General features: G+C 52.5%; 23 protein-coding genes. 16 read left to right on the forward strand and 7 right to left on the reverse strand.

Annotation, left to right across the window (positions count from 1 at the left end; translation table 11 throughout):
• Positions 1 to 9: 9 nt before the first annotated feature.
• From AC9UEO_RS02470 to ubiB, 5 genes are read left to right on the forward strand one after another with little or no spacing between them, the layout of a single operon-like run.
• Positions 10 to 423 (forward strand): gamma-butyrobetaine hydroxylase family protein, encoded by a 414-nt coding sequence (locus AC9UEO_RS02470; RefSeq protein WP_509529409.1) that lies wholly within the window; start codon positions 10 to 12, stop codon positions 421 to 423.
• A gap of 7 nt (positions 424 to 430) precedes the next feature.
• Entirely contained in the window at positions 431 to 1,162 is a 732-nt protein-coding gene (ubiE, locus tag AC9UEO_RS02475) for a bifunctional demethylmenaquinone methyltransferase/2-methoxy-6-polyprenyl-1,4-benzoquinol methylase UbiE (protein WP_509529411.1), read from the forward strand.
• A 35-nt stretch (positions 1,163 to 1,197) separates the two neighbouring features.
• Positions 1,198 to 2,163, forward strand: coding sequence for a Tim44 domain-containing protein (locus AC9UEO_RS02480; protein ID WP_509529414.1), 966 nt, complete (start codon positions 1,198 to 1,200; stop codon positions 2,161 to 2,163).
• A gap of 12 nt (positions 2,164 to 2,175) precedes the next feature.
• Entirely contained in the window at positions 2,176 to 2,718 is a 543-nt protein-coding gene (locus AC9UEO_RS02485) for a hypothetical protein (protein ID WP_509529416.1), read from the forward strand.
• Positions 2,715 to 4,286, forward strand: coding sequence for a ubiquinone biosynthesis regulatory protein kinase UbiB (gene ubiB / locus AC9UEO_RS02490; RefSeq protein WP_509529420.1), 1,572 nt, complete (start codon positions 2,715 to 2,717; stop codon positions 4,284 to 4,286). Before AC9UEO_RS02485 ends, ubiB begins: the two co-directional genes overlap by 4 nt.
• A 4-nt stretch (positions 4,287 to 4,290) precedes the next feature.
• On the opposite strand, the gene AC9UEO_RS02495 is transcribed toward ubiB, so the two are convergent.
• The 3 genes from AC9UEO_RS02495 to AC9UEO_RS02505 all read right to left on the reverse strand — a co-directional run bounded on the left by AC9UEO_RS02495 (position 4,291) and on the right by AC9UEO_RS02505 (position 7,260).
• Positions 4,291 to 5,118, reverse strand: coding sequence for an ABC transporter permease (locus AC9UEO_RS02495; protein ID WP_509529423.1), 828 nt, complete (start codon positions 5,116 to 5,118; stop codon positions 4,291 to 4,293).
• Positions 5,118 to 6,005 (reverse strand): ABC transporter permease, encoded by an 888-nt coding sequence (locus AC9UEO_RS02500; protein ID WP_509529722.1) that lies wholly within the window; start codon positions 6,003 to 6,005, stop codon positions 5,118 to 5,120. The genes AC9UEO_RS02495 and AC9UEO_RS02500 overlap by 1 nt, the downstream gene beginning before the upstream one ends.
• Before the next feature lie 118 nt (positions 6,006 to 6,123).
• A complete protein-coding gene (locus tag AC9UEO_RS02505) occupies positions 6,124 to 7,260 on the reverse strand; it encodes an extracellular solute-binding protein (RefSeq protein ID WP_509529425.1) in 1,137 nt (378 codons plus the stop codon).
• 176 nt (positions 7,261 to 7,436) lie between these two features.
• Between AC9UEO_RS02505 and AC9UEO_RS02510 the strand changes: the two genes are divergently transcribed.
• The 7 genes from AC9UEO_RS02510 to AC9UEO_RS02540 are packed head-to-tail and all read left to right on the forward strand — an operon-like array spanning position 7,437 to position 12,892.
• Complete coding sequence (locus AC9UEO_RS02510) at positions 7,437 to 7,751, forward strand: FmdB family zinc ribbon protein (RefSeq protein WP_509529427.1); 315 nt, start codon at positions 7,437 to 7,439, stop codon at positions 7,749 to 7,751.
• A gap of 39 nt (positions 7,752 to 7,790) precedes the next feature.
• Entirely contained in the window at positions 7,791 to 8,429 is a 639-nt protein-coding gene (locus tag AC9UEO_RS02515; protein ID WP_509529429.1) for a DUF502 domain-containing protein, read from the forward strand.
• A gap of 59 nt (positions 8,430 to 8,488) precedes the next feature.
• Positions 8,489 to 10,276 carry an aspartate--tRNA ligase gene (gene aspS / locus AC9UEO_RS02520; protein WP_509529431.1) on the forward strand — a complete coding sequence of 596 codons (1,788 nt, stop codon included), beginning with the start codon at positions 8,489 to 8,491 and terminating at the stop codon, positions 10,274 to 10,276.
• Between the two features lie 59 nt (positions 10,277 to 10,335).
• Complete coding sequence (gene folE / locus AC9UEO_RS02525) at positions 10,336 to 11,061, forward strand: GTP cyclohydrolase I (RefSeq protein WP_509529433.1); 726 nt, start codon at positions 10,336 to 10,338, stop codon at positions 11,059 to 11,061.
• Between the two features lie 4 nt (positions 11,062 to 11,065).
• Positions 11,066 to 11,491, forward strand: a complete 426-nt coding sequence (locus tag AC9UEO_RS02530; protein WP_509529435.1) for a BLUF domain-containing protein — start codon at positions 11,066 to 11,068, stop codon at positions 11,489 to 11,491.
• Between the two features lie 10 nt (positions 11,492 to 11,501).
• On the forward strand, positions 11,502 to 12,317 hold the full coding sequence (locus AC9UEO_RS02535) for a DUF429 domain-containing protein (protein WP_509529437.1): 816 nt from the start codon (positions 11,502 to 11,504) through the stop codon (positions 12,315 to 12,317).
• A complete protein-coding gene (locus AC9UEO_RS02540) occupies positions 12,314 to 12,892 on the forward strand; it encodes a GNAT family N-acetyltransferase (protein ID WP_509529439.1) in 579 nt (192 codons plus the stop codon). Before AC9UEO_RS02535 ends, AC9UEO_RS02540 begins: the two co-directional genes overlap by 4 nt.
• Here AC9UEO_RS02540 and AC9UEO_RS02545 read toward each other — a convergent pair.
• The 3 genes from AC9UEO_RS02545 to gpmA all read right to left on the reverse strand — a co-directional run bounded on the left by AC9UEO_RS02545 (position 12,850) and on the right by gpmA (position 15,875).
• Positions 12,850 to 13,608 carry a HesA/MoeB/ThiF family protein gene (locus AC9UEO_RS02545; RefSeq protein ID WP_509529442.1) on the reverse strand — a complete coding sequence of 253 codons (759 nt, stop codon included), beginning with the start codon at positions 13,606 to 13,608 and terminating at the stop codon, positions 12,850 to 12,852. The genes AC9UEO_RS02540 and AC9UEO_RS02545 overlap by 43 nt on opposite strands.
• Before the next feature lie 3 nt (positions 13,609 to 13,611).
• Positions 13,612 to 15,060 (reverse strand): S41 family peptidase, encoded by a 1,449-nt coding sequence (locus AC9UEO_RS02550; RefSeq protein WP_509529444.1) that lies wholly within the window; start codon positions 15,058 to 15,060, stop codon positions 13,612 to 13,614.
• Positions 15,061 to 15,179: 119 nt separating this feature from the next.
• Positions 15,180 to 15,875 (reverse strand): 2,3-diphosphoglycerate-dependent phosphoglycerate mutase, encoded by a 696-nt coding sequence (gpmA, locus tag AC9UEO_RS02555; protein WP_509529446.1) that lies wholly within the window; start codon positions 15,873 to 15,875, stop codon positions 15,180 to 15,182.
• A gap of 84 nt (positions 15,876 to 15,959) precedes the next feature.
• Between gpmA and AC9UEO_RS02560 the strand changes: the two genes are divergently transcribed.
• The 4 genes from AC9UEO_RS02560 (at position 15,960) to AC9UEO_RS02575 (ending at position 18,165) form a co-directional block, all read left to right on the forward strand.
• Positions 15,960 to 16,367 (forward strand): rhodanese-like domain-containing protein, encoded by a 408-nt coding sequence (locus AC9UEO_RS02560; protein WP_509529725.1) that lies wholly within the window; start codon positions 15,960 to 15,962, stop codon positions 16,365 to 16,367.
• A gap of 14 nt (positions 16,368 to 16,381) precedes the next feature.
• A complete protein-coding gene (grxC, locus tag AC9UEO_RS02565) occupies positions 16,382 to 16,648 on the forward strand; it encodes a glutaredoxin 3 (RefSeq protein WP_509529448.1) in 267 nt (88 codons plus the stop codon).
• A 72-nt stretch (positions 16,649 to 16,720) separates the two neighbouring features.
• Entirely contained in the window at positions 16,721 to 17,167 is a 447-nt protein-coding gene (gene secB, locus AC9UEO_RS02570) for a protein-export chaperone SecB (protein WP_509529450.1), read from the forward strand.
• Complete coding sequence (locus AC9UEO_RS02575; protein ID WP_509529452.1) at positions 17,164 to 18,165, forward strand: NAD(P)H-dependent glycerol-3-phosphate dehydrogenase; 1,002 nt, start codon at positions 17,164 to 17,166, stop codon at positions 18,163 to 18,165. Before secB ends, AC9UEO_RS02575 begins: the two co-directional genes overlap by 4 nt.
• On the opposite strand, the gene panC is transcribed toward AC9UEO_RS02575, so the two are convergent.
• Positions 18,152 to 19,009, reverse strand: a complete 858-nt coding sequence (gene panC / locus AC9UEO_RS02580) for a pantoate--beta-alanine ligase (protein WP_509529454.1) — start codon at positions 19,007 to 19,009, stop codon at positions 18,152 to 18,154. The two genes, AC9UEO_RS02575 and panC, sit on opposite strands and share 14 nt — an antisense overlap.
• Positions 19,010 to 19,013 lie beyond the last annotated feature (4 nt).

The following is a 19,013-nucleotide window of genomic DNA, read 5'->3' on the forward strand; positions in this document are numbered from 1 at the left end:
GGAGCAGACATGGCTGGACTGACACCCACAACCCCTCAACCCATGGATATCGTGTTGCACAGCCAGTCCAAAGTGATGGAAATTAGCTTCTCTGATGGGCAAACATTTCGTATACCCTTTGAGTTGCTGCGTGTGTACAGCCCCTCGGCAGAAGTCCAAGGCCATGGTCCTGGACAAGAAGTGCTGCAAACCGGCAAGCGTGAGGTGGCTATCGTGGCCCTCGAGCCTGTGGGCCACTATGGGGTGCAACCCCAGTTCAGTGATGGCCACAACAGTGGTATTTTTTCTTGGGACTATTTGTACTCTTTGGGTCAGCGTGAAGCCGAGTTGTGGGTGCAGTATGAAATGCGTTTGAAATCAGCGGGTGTAGGACGTGATGATCCCATGGGTTCTGCCACCGGCAATGTTTGCCACAGCCATTAGGTCAGATATGACGCAAACACACTTCGGTTTTAAAAAAGTCAACGAAGACGACAAGGCCCGTCGGGTGCGTGGCGTTTTTGATTCGGTTGCCAGCAAATACGACATCATGAATGATTTGATGTCCATGGGCATGCACCGCGCTTGGAAAGCTTATGCGGTGATGGTGGCCCATGTGCAGGCAGGTGACGCTGTGCTCGATATCGCTGGGGGCACGGGAGACATGGCACAGGCGTTTGCCAAGCAAGCCGGTCCCCAAGGCACTGTTGTGCACACCGACATCAATTTGGCGATGTTGCGCCAAGGCCGCGATCGCCTCTTAGACGAAGGTCTGATGCTGCCCACCACCGTCTGTGACGCTGAGGCTTTGCCATTTGCAGATGCCAGCTTCAATGTGGTTTGTGTGTCCTTTGGTTTGCGCAATATGACTCATAAAGACCGCGCTTTGGCCGAGATGGCGCGGGTGCTCAAGCCCGGTGGCAAGCTCTTGGTGTTGGAATTTTCCAAAGTTGCCCAACCTTTATCTAAGGTCTATGACTGGTATTCCTTTCAAGTCTTGCCGCGACTAGGCAAAATGGTGGCTGGCGACGATGCCAGCTACCGTTATTTGGCTGAATCCATTCGGATGCATCCTGACCAAGCAGCGTTGAAAGCCCTCATGCAACAAAGTGGTTTTGCGCATGTGGACATTCATAACCTCTCCTTAGGCGTGGTGGCATTGCATGTTGGAATACGTTGTTGATGCAATTTGCATGGTTCTTTGATGGAAAGTTTTTTATGAAAATCTTGACTATGTTGCTAAGTGTGGCGCTCTTATCGGTCAGCCTGCAGGCTGATGCTAAGCGTTTGGGCGGGGGACGCTCCTTTGGTAAGCAGTCTGGCGCTGTCACCCAACGTGAAGCCGCTCGCCCAGCTGGTCAAAATGCTGCCACAGCACCTGCTGCGACGCCTTCACCTGCTACACCGCCTGTTCAACAACCGCGCCGCCCTTGGGGTGCCATGCTCGGTGGCTTGGCTGCTGGTTTGGGCTTGGCATGGTTGGCCCATTCAATGGGTTTTGGCGCAGAGTTTGGTCAGTTCATGATGTTTGGTTTGTTGGCTTTGGGCTTGATGCTGCTGGCTGGTTGGTTTATGCGCCGTCGTGTCAACAGTCAAACCGCAACTCCCTATGCCTATGGTGGTGCCGGTTCTGCTGGCAATCCTGACCATGCTCCGCAGTACAACCCCGCAAAGGTTGGCAACGATGCCTCGGCTCGCCCTTGGGAAAACCCTAGCACCCCTTACCCCTCACAAACAGCCCCCAATCGTGCGACTGCCCGAATTGGTTCTTCATTGATGGGCAGTGGTCAAAACTGGAGCATCCCAGAAGGTTTTGATGTGCAAGGCTTTGTGCAAGCTGCTAAACAAAATTTCATCAATCTGCAAGCCGCTTGGGACAGAGCCGATATTCCCGCCTTGCGCGTCATGATGACCGATGACATGCTGCTTGAAATTCAGTCCCAACTGTCTGAGCGGGGACAAATGGTCTCTGGCCCCAACACCACTGAGGTGGTCATGCTAGAAGCGCAGTTGCTGGGTATTGAAGATTTGGGTGAAGGTTATATGGCCAGCATCGAGTTCTCTGGTTTGATTCGCGAGGACGCAGCAGCAGGCCCCAGCCCCTTCCGAGAGGTGTGGAATATGACCAAGCCTAAAAATGGACAAATCGGTTGGCTGGTTGCTGGCGTACAGGCTTTGCAATAACTCACGCTGTTGATGAAAAATTCACCCTCATTGGCAGAGTTGGCTGCTCAGTTCAGCTCTGCCCTGATGCATCTGCAGCCACCTGCTGTCTTGATTGAAGGGGCGCAAGACCGCGTGCTTCTTGTGGTCAACCATGTCTTGATGCAAGAGCCTGCTGCCATGACGAGGCTTAGGCGCCAGCAAAACCGCACACTGCAAATCAGCTGGCGACAACTGCAACTGTCCTGTCGCATCACCCCTGCGGGTTTGCTCGAAAGGACGGGGCTGCAAAATTCGCCAGACTTGTGTTTGCATATCAGCCAAGAGTCGCCGCTGGCCATTGTTCAAGGCTTGGCGCAGGGTGACAAACCCACCATGCAAGTGCAAGGCGACGTCATGTTGGCAGCAGATATCAATTGGCTGGTAGACCATGTTCGCTGGGACATCGAGGAAGACCTCTCACGTGTTCTTGGCGATGCTATGGCGCACCAAAGCGTGGCCGTGGCCAAGCGAGTCTTTGCGGCACTCAAAGGATTTTTACCTGCACCCGCTTCCCATACGGTGCACCCGTCATGATTCGCATTGACCGCGGCGTGTTTATCGTCTGGATCGTTCTGCGCTTCGGTCTCGATGAATTGCTGCTCTCAGGCTTCAAGCAGCCTTGGTTAAAGGTTGTTTCTCGTGTTCTTACATTTGGGCGAAATTTACGCGCCCCCCGAGGCGAGCGTCTGCGTCTTGCCTTGGAGCGCTTAGGCCCCGTCTTTGTAAAGTTTGGCCAAGTGCTATCCACCCGCCGCGATTTGTTGCCTGAAGACATTTCTGACGAACTCGCCAAACTGCAAGACCAGGTGCCCCCTTTTCCTTCCGCTCAAGCAGTGGCCATGATTGAAAAAGCTTTTGGTAAAAAGCTTGACGAGGTATTTAGCCACTTTGAACACACGCCTGTTGCCAGCGCATCTGTTGCACAAGTACATTTTGCGCGACTGCGAAACAACAAGGGTGAGCCTGAGCGCGAGGTGGCGGTGAAGGTGTTGCGCCCAGGCATGCTCAAAGTGATCGACAAAGACTTAGACCTCATGCGCAATATGGCAATGTGGCTTGAGCGACTCTCTAGAGACGGCAAGCGACTCAAGCCCCGCGAAGTCGTGGCAGAGTTTGATAAGCACCTGCACGACGAACTCGATTTGGTTCGTGAGGCCTCCAATGCAGCACAGTTGCGCCGCAATATGGAGGGCTTGAATTTGGTCTTGATCCCTGAGATGGTCTGGGAATATTGCCGCACCAATGTATTGGTCATGGAGCGTATGTATGGCATTCCGATCAGTCATACCGAGGCTTTACGCAAGGCGGGTGTCAACATCCCGCAACTTGCCAAAGATGGCGTAACCTTGTTTTTCACCCAAGTCTTTAGAGATGGTTTCTTTCATGCTGATATGCACCCAGGCAATATTCAAGTCAGCACTGATAGCGCAACCTTTGGGCGCTATGTGTCCCTAGACTTTGGCATCGTGGGGACTCTCACTGAGATCGATAAAGATTATTTGGCGCAAAACTTCACCGCTTTTTTCCGGCGTGATTACAAGCGAGTGGCCGAGTTGCATATTGAGTCGGGGTGGGTGCCAGACCACACCCGAGTAGATGAACTTGAGTCGGCTATTCGGGCAGTTTGCGAGCCTTATTTCGATAGGCCATTGAAAGAAATTTCCTTGGGTATGGTGTTGTTGCGCCTATTTCAAACTTCCAGACGCTTCCAAGTGGAAATACAACCGCAGTTAGTGTTATTGCAAAAAACCTTGCTCAATATTGAAGGCCTGGGGCGACAACTCGACCCAGACCTCGATTTATGGAGCACCGCCAAGCCCTTCTTGGAAAAGTGGATGCTAGAGCAAATGGGGCCCCAAAAATTTTGGCAACAACTCAAAATTGAAGCCCCTCGGTTTGCCAAACTTATTCCAGAAATTCCACGTTTGGTCCATGCCTATTTACAACGTGATCAGTTAGCAGAGCGTGATGAATTGATTCGTTTGATTGAAGCACAACGCAGAACACATCAAAACTTGCAGGCTATTTTGTTATTGGTCTTGGGCTTTATGGCTGGTATCGTTATCACTGCTGCACTTGGTGTGTGGAGCTTGGCTGGCTGATCTTTCAGTCTAAAGGCCGGTAGGCTTCACGCCGCATTTGCCGTGACGTATGCACCCCATACAACACCACTGCCAGACTCACCACGGCCATCAATAGCGTGGCCGCAGCGTAAATTGAGGGGTTCACTCCACGCCGCGCATAGCTAAAAATCACTTGGGGCAAGGTAGTCACGCCAGGTCCAGATAAAAATTCGGAAATCACCACATCATCAAACGACAAGGTGAAGGTCAGCAACCACGCTGCAACCAAAGCTTGCGAAATATTGGGCAGTGTCACCAAAAAAAATACTTGGTAGGGTCGGCAACCTAAGTCAAGTGCTGCCTCTTCAATGGATCGGTCCATTTCTTTTAGGCGAGACTGCACCACCACAGTGGCATACGCCATGCCCAGCAAAGCATGTCCCAACACGATGGTGGTTGCACCCCTTCCAGGCCAACCCACCCAACGCTCCATGCCAACAAACAGCAATAGCAAGGACAAGCCAATGATGACTTCAGGCATGACCAAAGGTGAGTTCAGCATGGCATTGAACAAGGAGCGACCTTTGAATACTCCAAAACGTATCAAGGCATAAGCTGCCAAAGTAGCCAATACCGTAGCTAAGGTGGCACTGAGCAAAGCCACATTCAAAGACAGCAAAAAACCTTCAACCAAACGGGTGTCTTGGCCTAAGGCTTGATACCAACGCAGCGAAAACCCCGTGAACTGGCTGTCTTGGCGGGTACTGTTGAAGGAGAACACCACCAAAAAAATCAGCGGTAAATAGAAAAATAAAAACACCCCACCCAGCCATAAGCGGCTGACATAGCGGTGCCATGGGTTGGCCTGCATTACTGGCCTTCCTCTGCGACCTTAAGAGCCAAACGTTGGTTAAACCAAGCCAGCGGAATGATCACACCCAAAATCAACACAATAGACAAGGCGCTGGCTCGAGGCCAGTTGTTGCTGCTGAACATTTCATCCCACACCACACGTCCAATCATGATGTTTTCTGCGCCCCCCAAAAGAGAGGGGATGACAAATTCACCCAAGCAAGGAATGAAAACCAAGATGGATCCAGCCACAATGCCTGCACGACTCATGGGTACGGTGATGAGCCAAAAAGTCTTCCAAGGGGTTGCTCCCAAATCTTGGGCAGCTTCAAGTAAACGCAGATCAAGTTTCACCAAATTGGCATAAAGAGGTAAAACCATGAAGGGCAGGTAGACATAGGTCATGCCTACCAACATGGAAACATCGTTGTAGAGCAGTTGTACAGGTTCATTTATCAACCCCACTGCTAGCATGAGGTTATTGATCAAGCCGGCATCTGCCAGCAAGCCCTTCCATGCATAGACCCGTAATAAAAACGAGGTCCAAAAAGGCAGCATGACCATCAAGAGCAACAAAGGACGAACGTTGCTGGGACTTCGGGCTAAGAAATAGGCAAAGGGATAACCAAAGAACAAACACAAGCAGGTCGTTAGAAAAGCGTACCGCAAAGACAGCAGATACGACTCGATGTAAAGCGTCTGTCCCCAGCCTGAGTCTGGGTCGCGCAATAAAGACACATAGTTGGCGAACTTCAGACGCAAAGAAAAATGCCCCGCTTGAACATCTACCAGCGGGGCAAAGGGGTTGAGTTGCTCCCCCATGTCGGTCACACTGATGCGCAGCAGTATGAAAAAGGGGACCGCAAAAAACAGCAGCAACCAAAACCATGGGACACCCAAAACCATCAAGCGGCCACGCCGCAAAAACAGCAGTCCTAACGTGGACGACAAGGTCTTCAAGATGTATGACTTAGCTTAAAGACGGCGGACACTCTGTGAACAACTTAAGTGTCCGCACCAATCTTTACTTGCCTTTTTTGAAGCTGGTGTAGACCGCTGTCATGGACTCACGAGCCGCGTTACCCAATGCGGCAGGTGGCACCATCAAGCCCAAATTGGCTTCATCAGGAAACACGGCTTTGTTTTGTGCGACTTCTGGGTTGACGTTGGCCAAACTGGCTTTGTTCGCGGTGGGGTAGCCCAATTCGTTGGTCAAAGCAGCAGAGACTTCGGCTTTGAGGAAGTAATTGATGAAAGCCATGGCGTTATTGGGGTGCTTGGCGTCAGCAGGAACGGCCAAGTTGTCAAAGAAGATCAGGCCGCCGGTTTTGGGCAACATCACTTCGAGCTCTTGGCCGCTCTTGTTTTCATTGGCACGCGCAATGGCAATATTGAAATCACCCGCCCAGCCCAAGGCCACACAAGCTTTGCCTCCTGCGACGTCGTCGATCATGGTGCTAGAGAACAATCGAATGTCTTTGCGAACCTTGGCCAGCATCTCGCCAGCGGCTTTGTGGTCCGCCGCATCTTGCGAGTAAGCATTCTTGCCAATGTAGTGCAGAGCAGGTGGCAAGATTTCAGAGGGTGAATCGAGATAGGCGATGCCACAGGATTTGAGCTTGGAGGTATAGGTGGGGTTAAACACCAAGTCCCAAGCGTTTTCTGGCATGGGGGTGCTGCCCAAAGCTTTGGTGACTTTGGCTTTGTTGATGGCTACCGTAGTGAAACTCCACGCCCAAGGGAGTACATATTCATTGCCTGGGTCCACACTTGTGAGTTTGCTCATCAAGGCGGGATCAAGGTTTTTGTAATTGGGGATTTGGGATTTATCGAGTTTTTTCAGCAGACCTGCTTCGATTTGGGCTTTCACGAACACCGAGCCAGGAACCACGATGTCATAACCAGAGTTACCTGCTACCAACTTGGCTTGCAAGCCTTCATTGTTTTCAAAGGTTTGGTAATTAACTTTGATACCAGTTTCTTTTTCGAAATTGGCGATCATGTCGGCAGCAATGTAATCGGGCCAGTTGTAAACGTTTAACACCTTCTCTTCTGCATTCACAGGTGCCGCAGCAACGGGAGGAGCCTTTGGCTCTTCCTTTTTGCCACAAGCGGCAACAGACAAGCAAGCCAAGACAAGCCACAAAAGACGTTTGTTCATGATGGCAAAGACTCCATAAGTAAAAAGTGGATAACCCAACAAAGAAACTCGCTGTGCGAGCGCCAGGCGAGTAGTATAAGAACAGTTGGACGCGGTTTTCAGGGGCTGGGGGCCTTCTCCTGCATAAAAAGCATACAATTTAAGGCTTCAATCTGTGCTCACTCTGCGAATCATCTATGCCAATTTATGCTTATAAATGCAGCGCTTGCGGCTTCGCAAAAGACCAGCTGCAAAAAATGTCCGACCCCCCCTTGAGTGACTGTCCCTCTTGCGGTAAACCCTCTTACACCAAGCAACTCACGGCTGCTGGTTTTCAGCTCAAGGGATCGGGTTGGTATGCCACCGACTTCAAAGGAGGGGGCAACACTGCCCCTGCCAGTACCGACCCTGCCACCACGGCTACGCCTGATGCAGCGCCGCCTGCCAAATCCGCTGACACCCCTGCTGCTACCAGCGCCTCTTCTTGCGCCCCTTCGTGTGCTTGTCACTAAAGTCGATAATTACTGGCTGGCTTTTTCAAGTATCACAAAATGAATTTAAAAAAATACATCTTTGCTGGACTGCTGGTGTGGTTGCCCTTGGCCATCACCCTGTGGGTTTTGAGTTGGCTGGTTGGCGCCCTCGACGGTATTTTGGCTAATGTGCTTTATGGTTTGGGCAGTGTCTTGCCGCAAGTACATACAAATTCTTTGCAGCAGCTCAATGGCATCAAAGGCTTGGGTGTTGTGATGGTTTTTTTGGTGCTGGTTTTCACTGGCGCCTTGGCTTCCAATGTGGCAGGCCGTTGGATGGTCAAGCAATGGGATCATCTTTTCACCCACATACCCATTGTCAAATCTATCTATACCAGCGTAAAAAAAGTATCTGACACGCTTTTTTCAAGCAATGGCAACGCCTTTCGAAAGGCAGTGTTGTTGCAGTACCCACGACAGGGTGCTTGGACTATTGCATTTCAAACTGGTGTACCCCAAGGCGAAGTGCAAACACATTTGGGAGATGGCTTTATGAGCGTTTATGTGCCCACCACGCCCAACCCTACCAGTGGATTTTTTTTGCTGGTACCCGTCACAGATGTGATTGAACTCGATATGAGTGTGGACGAAGCGCTGACCTATGTCATCTCTATGGGTGCAGTCTCTCCCACGGCTTTACCCACCACCCTTCAATAAAAGTCGGTGCCCTAGAGTGCCTGATGTCGCAATTATTTTTTAAGACTGGATAACAAGCTATGAGAACGCACTACTGTGGATTGGTCACCGAAGCACTGCAAGGGCAAAGTGTGTCTTTGTGCGGATGGGTCAATCGCCGACGCGACCATGGTGGCGTGATCTTTATAGATTTGCGTGATCGTGAGGGCTATGTTCAGGTGGTCTGTGACCCCGACCGCTCCGATATGTTCAAAGTGGCCGAAGACATCCGCAATGAATTTTGCGTGCAGATCAAAGGCGTGGTGCGCTTGCGCCCAGAAGGCACCATTAACGAACAACTCAAAAGCGGCAAGATAGAAGTACTTTGCCATGAGTTGGTGGTGCTCAATCCTTCAGTGACGCCGCCTTTCCAACTTGATGACGACAATTTGTCTGAGACCACTCGATTAACCCACAGGGTGTTGGATTTGCGTCGCCCCTATATGCAAAAGAATCTTATGCTGCGCTACCGCGTATCAATGGCAGTGCGTAAATTTTTAGATGCCAATGGCTTTGTCGACATTGAGACACCCATGCTGACCAAAAGCACGCCAGAGGGCGCTCGTGACTACTTGGTACCTAGCCGTGTTCACGATGGACATTTCTTTGCTTTGCCACAGTCGCCCCAACTGTTCAAGCAGTTGCTGATGGTGTCTGGCTTTGACCGTTACTACCAAATTACCAAATGTTTTCGCGATGAAGACCTGCGAGCAGACCGCCAACCCGAATTCACCCAGATTGATATCGAAACTTCTTTCTTAGGTGAAGAAGAAATTCGCGCTTTGTTTCAAGACATGATCAAAGGTGTGTTCAAGCAAGTGCTCGATATTGACTTGGGCGACTTCCCCATCATGGCCTATTCAGAAGCAATGCACCGCTTTGGTTCGGACAAGCCCGACTTGCGTATTCAACTCGAGTTCACCGAACTCACCGATGTCATGGCCGATGTAGATTTCAAAGTCTTTAGCGGCCCGGCTACCAGCAAAGGCGGGCGTGTGGTTGCATTGCGTGTGCCCGGTGGTGGCGAGATGAGTAGAGGCGAGATAGACGGTTTCACCGAGTTCGTGAAAATTTATGGCGCCAAAGGCTTGGCGTGGATCAAAGTCAATGAAGTGGCCAAGGGTCGAGAAGGCTTGCAGTCGCCTATTGTGAAAAATCTGCACGACAAAGCCATTGCTGAAATCTTGTCGCGCAGTGGCGCACAAGACGGGGACTTGCTGTTCTTTGGTGCTGACAAGGCCAAAGTGGTGAATGACGCTATTGGCGGCTTACGCCTGAAAATCGGTCACAGTGACTTTGGCAAAAAACAAGGCCTGCTGCAAGACCGCTGGGCGCCGTTGTGGGTGGTGGATTTCCCCATGTTCGAGTTCGACGAGGAAGCCGGTCGCTACAACGCCGTACACCACCCTTTCACTGCCCCCAAAGATGGGCACGAGGATTGGATGGTCACAGCGCCTGAGAAGTGTATTGCCAAGGGCTATGACATGGTGCTCAATGGCTGGGAAATTGGTGGGGGCTCGGTGCGTATTCACCGCGCCGATGTACAGCAAAAAGTATTTGATGCCTTAAAGATTACCCCCGAGGAAGCGCAAATCAAATTTGGCTTCTTGCTCGACGCATTGCAATATGGCGCTCCACCCCACGGTGGTTTGGCCTTTGGTTTGGACCGTATCGTCACCCTGATGACAGGTGCAGACTCTATCCGCGACGTGATTGCTTTTCCTAAAACCCAACGTGCGCAGTGCTTGCTTACCCAAGCGCCCTCGCTGGTAGATGAAAAGCAACTTCGCGAGTTGCATATCCGTTTGCGCACCATCGAAACAGCCTAGGCAGGGTCTTTGTCTTTGCCTGTAGGCTCAATCAGTCCACTGCTGTTAGTATCTTGGACATGTTGAAAAAGACTGAGACAACCATGACTTCAGAGGCAAATGACGCGGGTGTTCCTGTGTCCATCAAAATCCGCGAAAGGTTGCTGGCTTCGCGCAAGCGTTTTCATGCCAATGACAATATTGCTGACTTTATTGAGCCAGGCGAACTCGATAAATTGCTCGAAGAAGTCGCCGAGAAAATGACGGGTGTTCTCAGTAGCCTCGTCATCGATACCGAGCATGACCACAACACCGCAGACACCGCGAGGCGGGTGGCCAAAATGTATGTTCAAGAAGTCTTTCGTGGCCGCTTCGTCACCCCGCCTGTCATCACCGAGTTCCCCAATGCCGAGCATTTGAACGAGTTGATGATCGTCGGCCCCATCACGGTTCGCAGCGCTTGCAGCCACCACTTTTGTCCGGTCATTGGAAAAATTTGGATTGGCGTCTTGCCCAATGAGCACACCAATGTGATTGGTTTGTCCAAGTATGCTCGACTTGCTGAATGGGTCATGGGCCGCCCCCAGATTCAAGAAGAAGCGGTGGTGCAGTTGGCTGACTTGATTCAAGTCAAAACCCAGCCCGATGGTTTGGCCATTGTCATGGAGGCCTCTCATTACTGCATGGCTTGGCGCGGGGTGAAAGACATGGACAGTCGCATGATCAACTCCGTCATGCGTGGCGCATTTTTGAAAGACCCCAATTTGCGCCGAGAATTTCTGTCACTGATTCCTAAAAAGGACTGATGGTATGTTGGTGCGATTGCTTTATGTCAGTCGGGCGCTAGACCCCGACGCTTCTGCGGCCACAGACTCCATCTTGTCGGTTGCCCGCGAACACAATATGGCCAATGGCATTACAGGCATTCTTTGCTATGGCGGCGGCATTTATTTGCAAGCCATTGAAGGTGGGCGCAACCAAGTCAATAACTTGTATGCCCAAATTGTCAGCGACAAGCGCCATACCGATGTGGTACTGCTCAACTACGAAGAAATTGCAGAACGCCGTTTTGGTGGTTGGACCATGGGGCAGGTCAATTTGTCCAAACTCAATACCTCGGTGGTGTTGAAGTATTCCGAACTCCCCGTGCTGGACCCTTATACGGTATCGGGCCACGTCTCTTTGGCCTTGCTTGAAGAGTTGATGGCCACAGCTGCCATTTTGGGTCGCGCCTAAATTTTTTGCCATGACACGCTTGCTGGGCTGTGACTTCAGCAGCTCACCCTCCTCACGCAAATCCATTGTGCTGGCTTGGGGTGCTTGGCGAGATAAGCGCTTGGTTCTCGAGGGTTTGCAAGCTTGCACAAGCCTTGTTGCGTTCGAGCAAGCTTTGCACACGCCAGGCCCATGGACGGGTGGTTTTGATCTGCCGTTTGGCTTACCACGCGAGTTGGTCACTACGCTGAAATGGCCGCTCAGTTGGAAAGACTGCATAGACCATTTCGCCTTGCTCAGCCGCGCGCAAATTCGAGACACTTTCAAAGCCTTTTGCGATAACCGCCCCGCTGGTGGCAAATTTGCCCACCGTGCGACCGATATTCCTGCAGGTTCAAGCCCATCGATGAAATGGGTGAACCCACCAGTGGCTTATATGCTTCATGCTGGTGTGCCTTTGATGCTGCAAGCGGGTTTGGATTTCCCAGGCCTTCATAACGGCGACACACAACGTGTGGCTTTGGAAGCCTACCCTGGGTGGTTGGCCAGACAACTGATAGGTTCGCGCAGTTATAAGAGCGACGATAAGGCCAAACAAACCCCTGAGCGCTTGATTGCCCGCAAGGACATCTTGCATGGCTTGGTAAGCGGGCAAGTGGGGGTAACGCTGTATTTGCGTCCTGCGCAGCATGACGCTTTGGTGCAAGACGCCACTGGCGACAAACTCGACGCTGTGCTTTGCATGGTGCAAGCAGCTATGGCACAGCAACGCCATGTGGGTGGCGATAAGCTGTATGGTTTACCACCTGAGATGGATGCACTGGAAGGCTGGATCATCGGCGTATGAGCACTGCATGGCTTGAACTTATAGAGACGTCACGTTTGTGGTTACGCTGTCCTCAGCCCGGAGAAGGCGCCGCCTTGCACTCGGCAGTGCAAGAGAGTTTGCCAGCGCTTCGCCAATGGCCCGACTCTTTACCTTGGGCGCAAAAGCCACAAACACCCGAAAAAGCAGAGGACTACTGCCAATCTTGCTTTGGTGCTTTTGTATTGGGTTTGTCTTGGCCGATGCTGATGCATGACAAAGCCACAGGCACGCTAGTAGGTAGCGTCGGTTTTCACCGCATTGATGCCAAAGTACCAGAGTTTGAGTTGGGGTATTGGTGCAGAACCTCAGCGCATGGACATGGCTTGATGAGCGAAGCTGTCGCCGCCTTGAGCGACGCAGCCCTAGACCTTATACCCAGTGCACGCTTGGTTTGCCGTGTGGATGAGCGCAATGCAGCCAGTTGCAGGGTGGTAGAAAAGTCGCGTTACCGTTTTGTGCGCTCAGTTATTGAAATGCCGCAAGCAGATCGAGCTGCGCTGGCGGTGCGTTTTTACGAGCGCTTGTCCGAGCAACACACGGCGCAATCAGCTTGACGGCGCAAACGCATTTCGGTCCATGCCAGACTGCGACCATCAAGCATTTGCAGTCGCCCCACCAAAGAGCTGCCTAAGTCAGTCAGTAACTTCAGCGCTTCGGCTGCTTGCATGCTGCCAATGACGCCCACCAAAGGCGCCAACACACCCATGGTGGCGCAACTGATTTCTTCAGGGACTTGGTCAGGCGGAAATACACAGGCGTAACAGGGTGAGTCCGATTGCCTGGGGTCGTAGGTGGTCAACTGACCATCCAAGCGAATGACTGCGCCGCTCACCAAGGGCACACGGTGTAGCACGCAGGCCTTGTTCAGCAGGTGGCGGGTTTGAAAATTGTCACTGCAATCCAGCACCACTTGGGCCGAAGGCAAGAGTTGATCCAACAGCGCAGGGTCTGCCTTTTGTTGCAAGGCGGTGATGCGTATGTCGGGGTTGAGCGCCAGCATCGCTTGTTTGGCTGATACCACTTTGGCTTGCCCTATGCGCTCGGTGCTGTGTGCGATCTGCCGTTGCAAGTTGGTGAGATCCACCTCGTCATGGTCAACCAAGGTGATATGCCCCACACCGCTGGATGCCAAAAAAAGTGCTGCACTGCAGCCCAAACCGCCTGCACCTATGACCACGGCATGGCTGCCAAGCAGCCGTTGTTGGCCTATGTCGCCGAGCTCATCGAGCAGGATATGCCGAGAATAACGCAGCAGTTGGGCGTCATTCACGCCTTACTGTTCCTTTTTGTCGGCAGGACGTTCGGTCAAAGTTTTGCTGACCTTGACAGGTTGATTCTTCAAGCGGTTGAGCGCTTGTTGCAACTGGAAGTCTTCAGGACTGCCGTACTCGGGCGTTTTGCGATCTGCCACAGGTTTTTTCGATTCTTCTTCAAGGCGCTTCAAAGCCTCATCGCGGGCTTTCTCTCGCGAAGGGTCTTTGACTTCTTCGCCTTGGCCGCTGTTCAAATGTTTTTCCAAATCAGCCTCGCGGGTGCGCAAAGCTGCATAAGGACTGCCCTCGGCGGTATCGTCAATGAGCAAATCAGGCACGATGCCTTTGGCTTGAATGGAGCGTCCGCTGGGCGTGTAATAACGTGCGGTGGTGATTTTTAACGCAGTGTCTGAGCCGAGTTGGCGAACGGTTTGAACCGATCCTTTGCCAAAGGTTTGGCTGCCCATGAGGGTGGCACGTTTGTGGTCTTGCAAAGCGCCGGCAACGATCTCGCTGGCCGAAGCAGAGCCCTCGTTGACCAAAACCACTAAGGGGATTTTCTTGAAAAAGCCGTTGGTTTTGTTATTAAGACTGGAAACACTGTCTTGACCACCGCGACGCAAGTAGAACTCGGGCGCTGCTTTGAATGTGTATTTGCTTTCTTCCAATTGGCCGTTGGTGGAGACGACAGTCACGTTGTCGGGCAAGAAGACGGCAGAGATAGCCACTGCTGCATCCAATAAACCACCGGGGTCGTTGCGCAAATCGAGCACCAAGCCCTTCATTTTGGGGTCTTGTTTGTACAACTCTTCAAGTTTACGGGCCAAGTCGTCAACGGTGCGCTCTTGGAACTGGCTGACGCGAATCCAACCGTAACCGTTGTCAATCATTTTGGATTTAACACTGACGGTTTTGATCTCTTCACGAACGATGGTGACTGGGAAGGTGCGGTTTTCGTCTTTGCGGTAGATGGTAAGCAAAACCTTGGTGCGGGGTTCGCCACGCATACGCTTGACGGCTTCGTTCAATGACAGGCCTTTCATGGAGGTGTCATCGACCTTGGTGATCAAGTCGCCAGGCTTCAAGCCCGCGCGGTCAGCGGGCGAGCCTTCGATGGGCGAGACCACTTTGACCATGCCGTCTTCTTGGGAAATTTCGATGCCGACGCCGACAAACTTGCCTGTCGTGCCTTCACGGAATTCTTTGTAGGATTTTTTATCAAAATACTGTGAATGCGGGTCTAAGCTGGAGACCATGCCAGAGATGGCGTCATTGATGAGTTTTTTCTCGTCAACTGTTTCAACGTAATCGCTCTTGACCATGCTGAAAACAGCGGCGAGTTGCTGCAACTCTTCAAGTGGCAGCGGCGCCATGTTGGCGCGAGCCACAGTTTGCAATGAAAAGGTGGTTAATGCACCCGTCAGAGCACCAATGCTGATCCAGCCCGCGATTTTGAGTTTTTGGCCCATTTTTACCCTGTTTAAAAAAAGCCGTTAATAGGCAATTGAAGAAGATAGTTTACTGTGCCTGAATCCCAAGCGCAGCCTTTATGCAAATTAACCTTGGCAGGGCATGGTCAGCACTGGGTCTAGGCGTCTTTCAGGTAATAGCTGCGGATGGGGCGTAAATCCGCGTCCAATTCATACACCAAAGGTTCGCCGTTGGGAATATTCAAACCCACAATGTCTTGGTCGGCGATGTTGTCAAGGTATTTGACAAGGGCCCGCAGCGAGTTACCGTGCGCACTGACCAAGACGCGTTTGCCAGCGCGAATGGCGGGTACCAGGGATTCATGCCAAAAGGGCATGACCCGCTCAACCGTGTCTTTGAGGCACTCCGTGAGTGGCACCTGAGTGGCACTGAGCTTGGCGTAGCGCGGGTCCTGGGCTTCCCAGCGGCTGTCGCCAGGTTGCATAGCAGGCGGGGCCACATCGAAACTGCGCCGCCACGCCATCACTTGCGCTTGACCGTACTGCACAGCGGTCTCGGCTTTGTTCAAGCCTTGCAAGGCGCCGTAATGTCGCTCATTCAAGCGCCAGTGGTGAGTCACCGGCAACCAAGTTCTATCCATGCCATCCAAGGCGTGCCACAAGGTATGGATGGCGCGTTTAAGCACGCTGGTATAGGCCTCATCAAAGTCAAAACCTGAGTTTTTCAGCAAAACGCCAGCTTGTCGGGCTTGCTCAACACCCTTTGGGGTCAGATCGACATCGGCCCAACCGGTGAAACGGTTCTCCAGGTTCCAAATTGATTCGCCGTGTCGAATGAGCACCAGGGTATACATAGGGAAGAAATGTCCTTGTTTAGTCAGAATAAAAGAATGCATTCTAAAATGACAGTTCTGAGACTAATTTCCAAGGTAACCATGGTGAGTTTTTTGATCGATAACTGGATGTTGGTGCTGGTCGCTGTGATTTCGGGTCTGGCGCTGCTTGTGCCCACCTTGCAAGCCATGGGCAACGCAGGTATTTCCCCAACCCAAGCGGTATTGATGATCAACCGTGAAAAAGCCCAAATCGTTGATGTTCGCAGCCCCGAGGAGTTTGCCGCTGGACATTTGATCGGCGCCAAAAACATTGTCATTGATACTTTAGAGTCAAGCCTTGGCAAAGCCATCAATGACAAAAAACGTCCCCTCATCTTGGTATGCGCCAGTGGCGTTCGCTCGCAACGCGCCCAAAAAATTGCTACCAAACTCGGCTTCGAGCAGGCCCACAGCCTGTCTGGCGGATTGAAGATTTGGCAAGAAGCCAATTTACCTTTGGAAAAAACCTAACTACCCGCAACACCATGCCACCCATCAAGATGTACACCACCGCTGTTTGTCCTTATTGCAATCGGGCCAAGCAAATCCTCAAAGCTCGCGGCGTCGAGCACATCGAGGAGGTACGCATCGACCTCTTGCCCGACGAGAGAGATCGGATGATGACATTGACAGGCAGGCGCACCGTGCCGCAAATCTTCATTGGTGAGACCCATGTGGGCGGCTGCGATGATTTGATGGCTTTGGACAGCCGTGGCGGCCTTATGCCTTTGCTGCAAGCCAAGCTGACATAATCTTCGCCACCTAACCCTCGCCCGCTTAGGAAGTTATTTCTAAGCGGGTATTTATATTTCAGGAAACACACCATGGCCGAAGCCAACGATCCCGTCTTTCAAATCCAGCGCGTTTACCTTAAAGACCTGTCTTTAGAGCAGCCCAATTCACCTGCCATTTTGTTGTCACAAGAAGCCCCTTCGGTGGATATTCAAATCGGTTTAGGCTCCGAGCAAATTGGCGAAGGCGTTTTTGAAATCACCGTCACCGCCACCGTCACCACCAAAATCAACGAGCAAACCATGTTTTTGGTCGAGGCCAAGCAGGCGGGTATTTTTGAAATTCGCAACCTACCTGAGGGCCAGTTACAACCTGTCACAGGCATTGCCTGCCCACAAATCATTTACCCCTATTTGCGTGGCAATGTGGCTGACGTGATTCAACGGGCAGGTTTCCCTCCAGTTCACATGGCGGAAATTAACTTTCAATCCATGTACGACCAGCAGCAGCGCATGGCGGCAGACCAAAAACTGCAGTGAAGCTGGTCATCGTTGGGGCAGGCGCATGGGGAACGGCCTTGGCCTTGCAAGCCTGCCAGCGCCATGAAGTCACTTTATGGGCCAGAGATGCATCGCTCATTCAAAACATGCGGCAGCAGCGCGTTAACAAGCGCTATTTGCCTGGCCGTGTTTTGCCTGATTCTCTTGACTTAAGTCACGCCCCTTTCTCGCAAGTCTTGTCCGGTGCTGATTTGACCGTCTTGGCTACACCCATGGCCTCGCTACGTTCGGTGTTGCAAGCGCTGGCGCCTTTGCAACATCGCACCCCACTGGCTTGGTTGTGCAAAGGGTTTGAGGCTGCTGCGTCGACTTCATCGCGCCAAGGTTTGCTTGCCCACGAGGTGCAAGCCGAGGTTGCGCCTGAGATGCTGGCAGGTGTCTTGAGTGGACCGAGTTTTGCTCAAGAGGTGGCTGCTGGGCAACCTGCCGCGTTGGTGGCGGCCAGTGAACATGCATTAGTGCGTCAGGTATTGGTGGATGCTTTTCATAGCGACAACTTGCGTGTTTATGCCAATGACGATGTAGTAGGTGTGGAGGTGGGTGGCGCGGTGAAAAACGTTATGGCGATTGCTACTGGTTTGTGCGACGGCATGCAACTGGGCTTGAACGCACGTGCGGCGTTGATCACCCGTGGTTTGGCAGAAATCTCCCGCTTGGGACTGGCCATGGGCGCACGTGCTGATACCTTCATGGGCTTGAGCGGTTTGGGTGACTTGGTGCTCACCGCCACCGGCGACTTAAGCCGCAACAGACAAGTTGGCATGGCCTTGGCGCAGGGTCAATCGCTGGACAAGGTATTGCAGTCGCTGGGCCATGTGGCTGAAGGCGTGTACAGCGCCCATACTGTGGTGCAACGTGCGCAGCATCTGGGTGTAGACATGCCCATCGCCCAAGCGGTGGAGGCGGTATTGCAAGGGCACACCACGCCGCAGCAGGCCGTGGCGGTGCTCATGGGGCGAGGCGCTAAGGGCGAATAAGCTCTAAGTTATCAATCAAGCGCGTGCCACCCAATTTCGCCGCACCCAACACCACCAGTGCATCACCGGCCTGTGGCGCTTGCAGGTCTTGGCGCCGCCGCAAGGTGAGGTAGTCGGGTTGCCAGCCGCGCTGACGCAAGTGGTTCATGGCTTGGGCTTCGAGTTGGGTTAACAAGGCGGGCATTGCAGCACCTGCGGTCATGGCCGAAAGGCCCAATTGGCGCAGCGCCATCGACAGTTGCACCGCCTCGGTCCGTTCGTCGGCGCTCAAGTAGCCGTTGCGCGAACTCAGCGCCAAACCATCTGGGGCACGGCAGGTGTCCACGCCGTGGATGTCAATCGGCAGGGCAAACTGGCGCACCATCTGGCGAATCACCATTAATTGTTGATAGTCCTTCTTGCCAAACACCGCCACGCCCAGCGCTTTGCCGGCAAACACGGCCGTGAAGAGCTTCATCACCACTGTGCTTACACCGGTGAAAAAGCCAGGGCGAAACTGCCCTTCCAAGATGTCGGCCAAGGCTGGGTCGGGCAGCACTGTGAAGGTTTGGGGCTGGGGGTACAGCTCGGTTTCTGCAGGGGCGAACAACACATCGCAACCCTGTTCACGCAGCTTGGCGCAGTCTTCTTCAAAGGAGCGGGGGTAGCTGGCAAAGTCTTCGTGCGGTAAAAACTGCAAGCGGTTGACAAAAATGCTGGCTACCAACACATCGCCTAAGGGCTTGGCCACTTGTAGCAAGTGCAAATGGCCCTCGTGCAAATTACCCATGGTGGGCACAAAGGCGGGTCGTTCAAAGCGCAGCAAATGCTGGCGCAACTCGGCCAGCGTATAAGCGATCAACATGCGT

The organism is Limnohabitans sp. (genome assembly GCF_040401495.1).
In the GTDB taxonomy this organism is placed as follows: Bacteria; Pseudomonadota; Gammaproteobacteria; order Burkholderiales; family Burkholderiaceae_C; genus Limnohabitans.

What these genes read in the sequence shown, in the direction of transcription:
- AC9UEO_RS02550 (WP_509529444.1), bottom strand. Translation starts at nt 15,060, where the DNA reads ATGGGCCAAAAACTCAAAATCGCGGGCTGGATCAGCATTGGTGCTCTG.
- AC9UEO_RS02480 (WP_509529414.1), top strand. Translation starts at nt 1,198, where the DNA reads ATGAAAATCTTGACTATGTTGCTAAGTGTGGCGCTCTTATCGGTCAGC.
- secB (WP_509529450.1), top strand. Translation starts at nt 16,721, where the DNA reads ATGGCCGAAGCCAACGATCCCGTCTTTCAAATCCAGCGCGTTTACCTT.
- grxC (WP_509529448.1), top strand. Translation starts at nt 16,382, where the DNA reads ATGCCACCCATCAAGATGTACACCACCGCTGTTTGTCCTTATTGCAAT.
- AC9UEO_RS02515 (WP_509529429.1), top strand. Translation starts at nt 7,791, where the DNA reads ATGAATTTAAAAAAATACATCTTTGCTGGACTGCTGGTGTGGTTGCCC.
- AC9UEO_RS02485 (WP_509529416.1), top strand. Translation starts at nt 2,176, where the DNA reads ATGAAAAATTCACCCTCATTGGCAGAGTTGGCTGCTCAGTTCAGCTCT.
- gpmA (WP_509529446.1), bottom strand. Translation starts at nt 15,875, where the DNA reads ATGTATACCCTGGTGCTCATTCGACACGGCGAATCAATTTGGAACCTG.
- folE (WP_509529433.1), top strand. Translation starts at nt 10,336, where the DNA reads ATGTTGAAAAAGACTGAGACAACCATGACTTCAGAGGCAAATGACGCG.
- AC9UEO_RS02540 (WP_509529439.1), top strand. Translation starts at nt 12,314, where the DNA reads ATGAGCACTGCATGGCTTGAACTTATAGAGACGTCACGTTTGTGGTTA.
- aspS (WP_509529431.1), top strand. Translation starts at nt 8,489, where the DNA reads ATGAGAACGCACTACTGTGGATTGGTCACCGAAGCACTGCAAGGGCAA.
- AC9UEO_RS02505 (WP_509529425.1), bottom strand. Translation starts at nt 7,260, where the DNA reads ATGAACAAACGTCTTTTGTGGCTTGTCTTGGCTTGCTTGTCTGTTGCC.
- AC9UEO_RS02530 (WP_509529435.1), top strand. Translation starts at nt 11,066, where the DNA reads ATGTTGGTGCGATTGCTTTATGTCAGTCGGGCGCTAGACCCCGACGCT.
- AC9UEO_RS02495 (WP_509529423.1), bottom strand. Translation starts at nt 5,118, where the DNA reads ATGCAGGCCAACCCATGGCACCGCTATGTCAGCCGCTTATGGCTGGGT.
- AC9UEO_RS02510 (WP_509529427.1), top strand. Translation starts at nt 7,437, where the DNA reads ATGCCAATTTATGCTTATAAATGCAGCGCTTGCGGCTTCGCAAAAGAC.
- AC9UEO_RS02535 (WP_509529437.1), top strand. Translation starts at nt 11,502, where the DNA reads ATGACACGCTTGCTGGGCTGTGACTTCAGCAGCTCACCCTCCTCACGC.
- ubiB (WP_509529420.1), top strand. Translation starts at nt 2,715, where the DNA reads ATGATTCGCATTGACCGCGGCGTGTTTATCGTCTGGATCGTTCTGCGC.
- AC9UEO_RS02470 (WP_509529409.1), top strand. Translation starts at nt 10, where the DNA reads ATGGCTGGACTGACACCCACAACCCCTCAACCCATGGATATCGTGTTG.
- ubiE (WP_509529411.1), top strand. Translation starts at nt 431, where the DNA reads ATGACGCAAACACACTTCGGTTTTAAAAAAGTCAACGAAGACGACAAG.
- AC9UEO_RS02500 (WP_509529722.1), bottom strand. Translation starts at nt 6,005, where the DNA reads ATGGTTTTGGGTGTCCCATGGTTTTGGTTGCTGCTGTTTTTTGCGGTC.
- panC (WP_509529454.1), bottom strand. Translation starts at nt 19,009, where the DNA reads ATGTTGATCGCTTATACGCTGGCCGAGTTGCGCCAGCATTTGCTGCGC.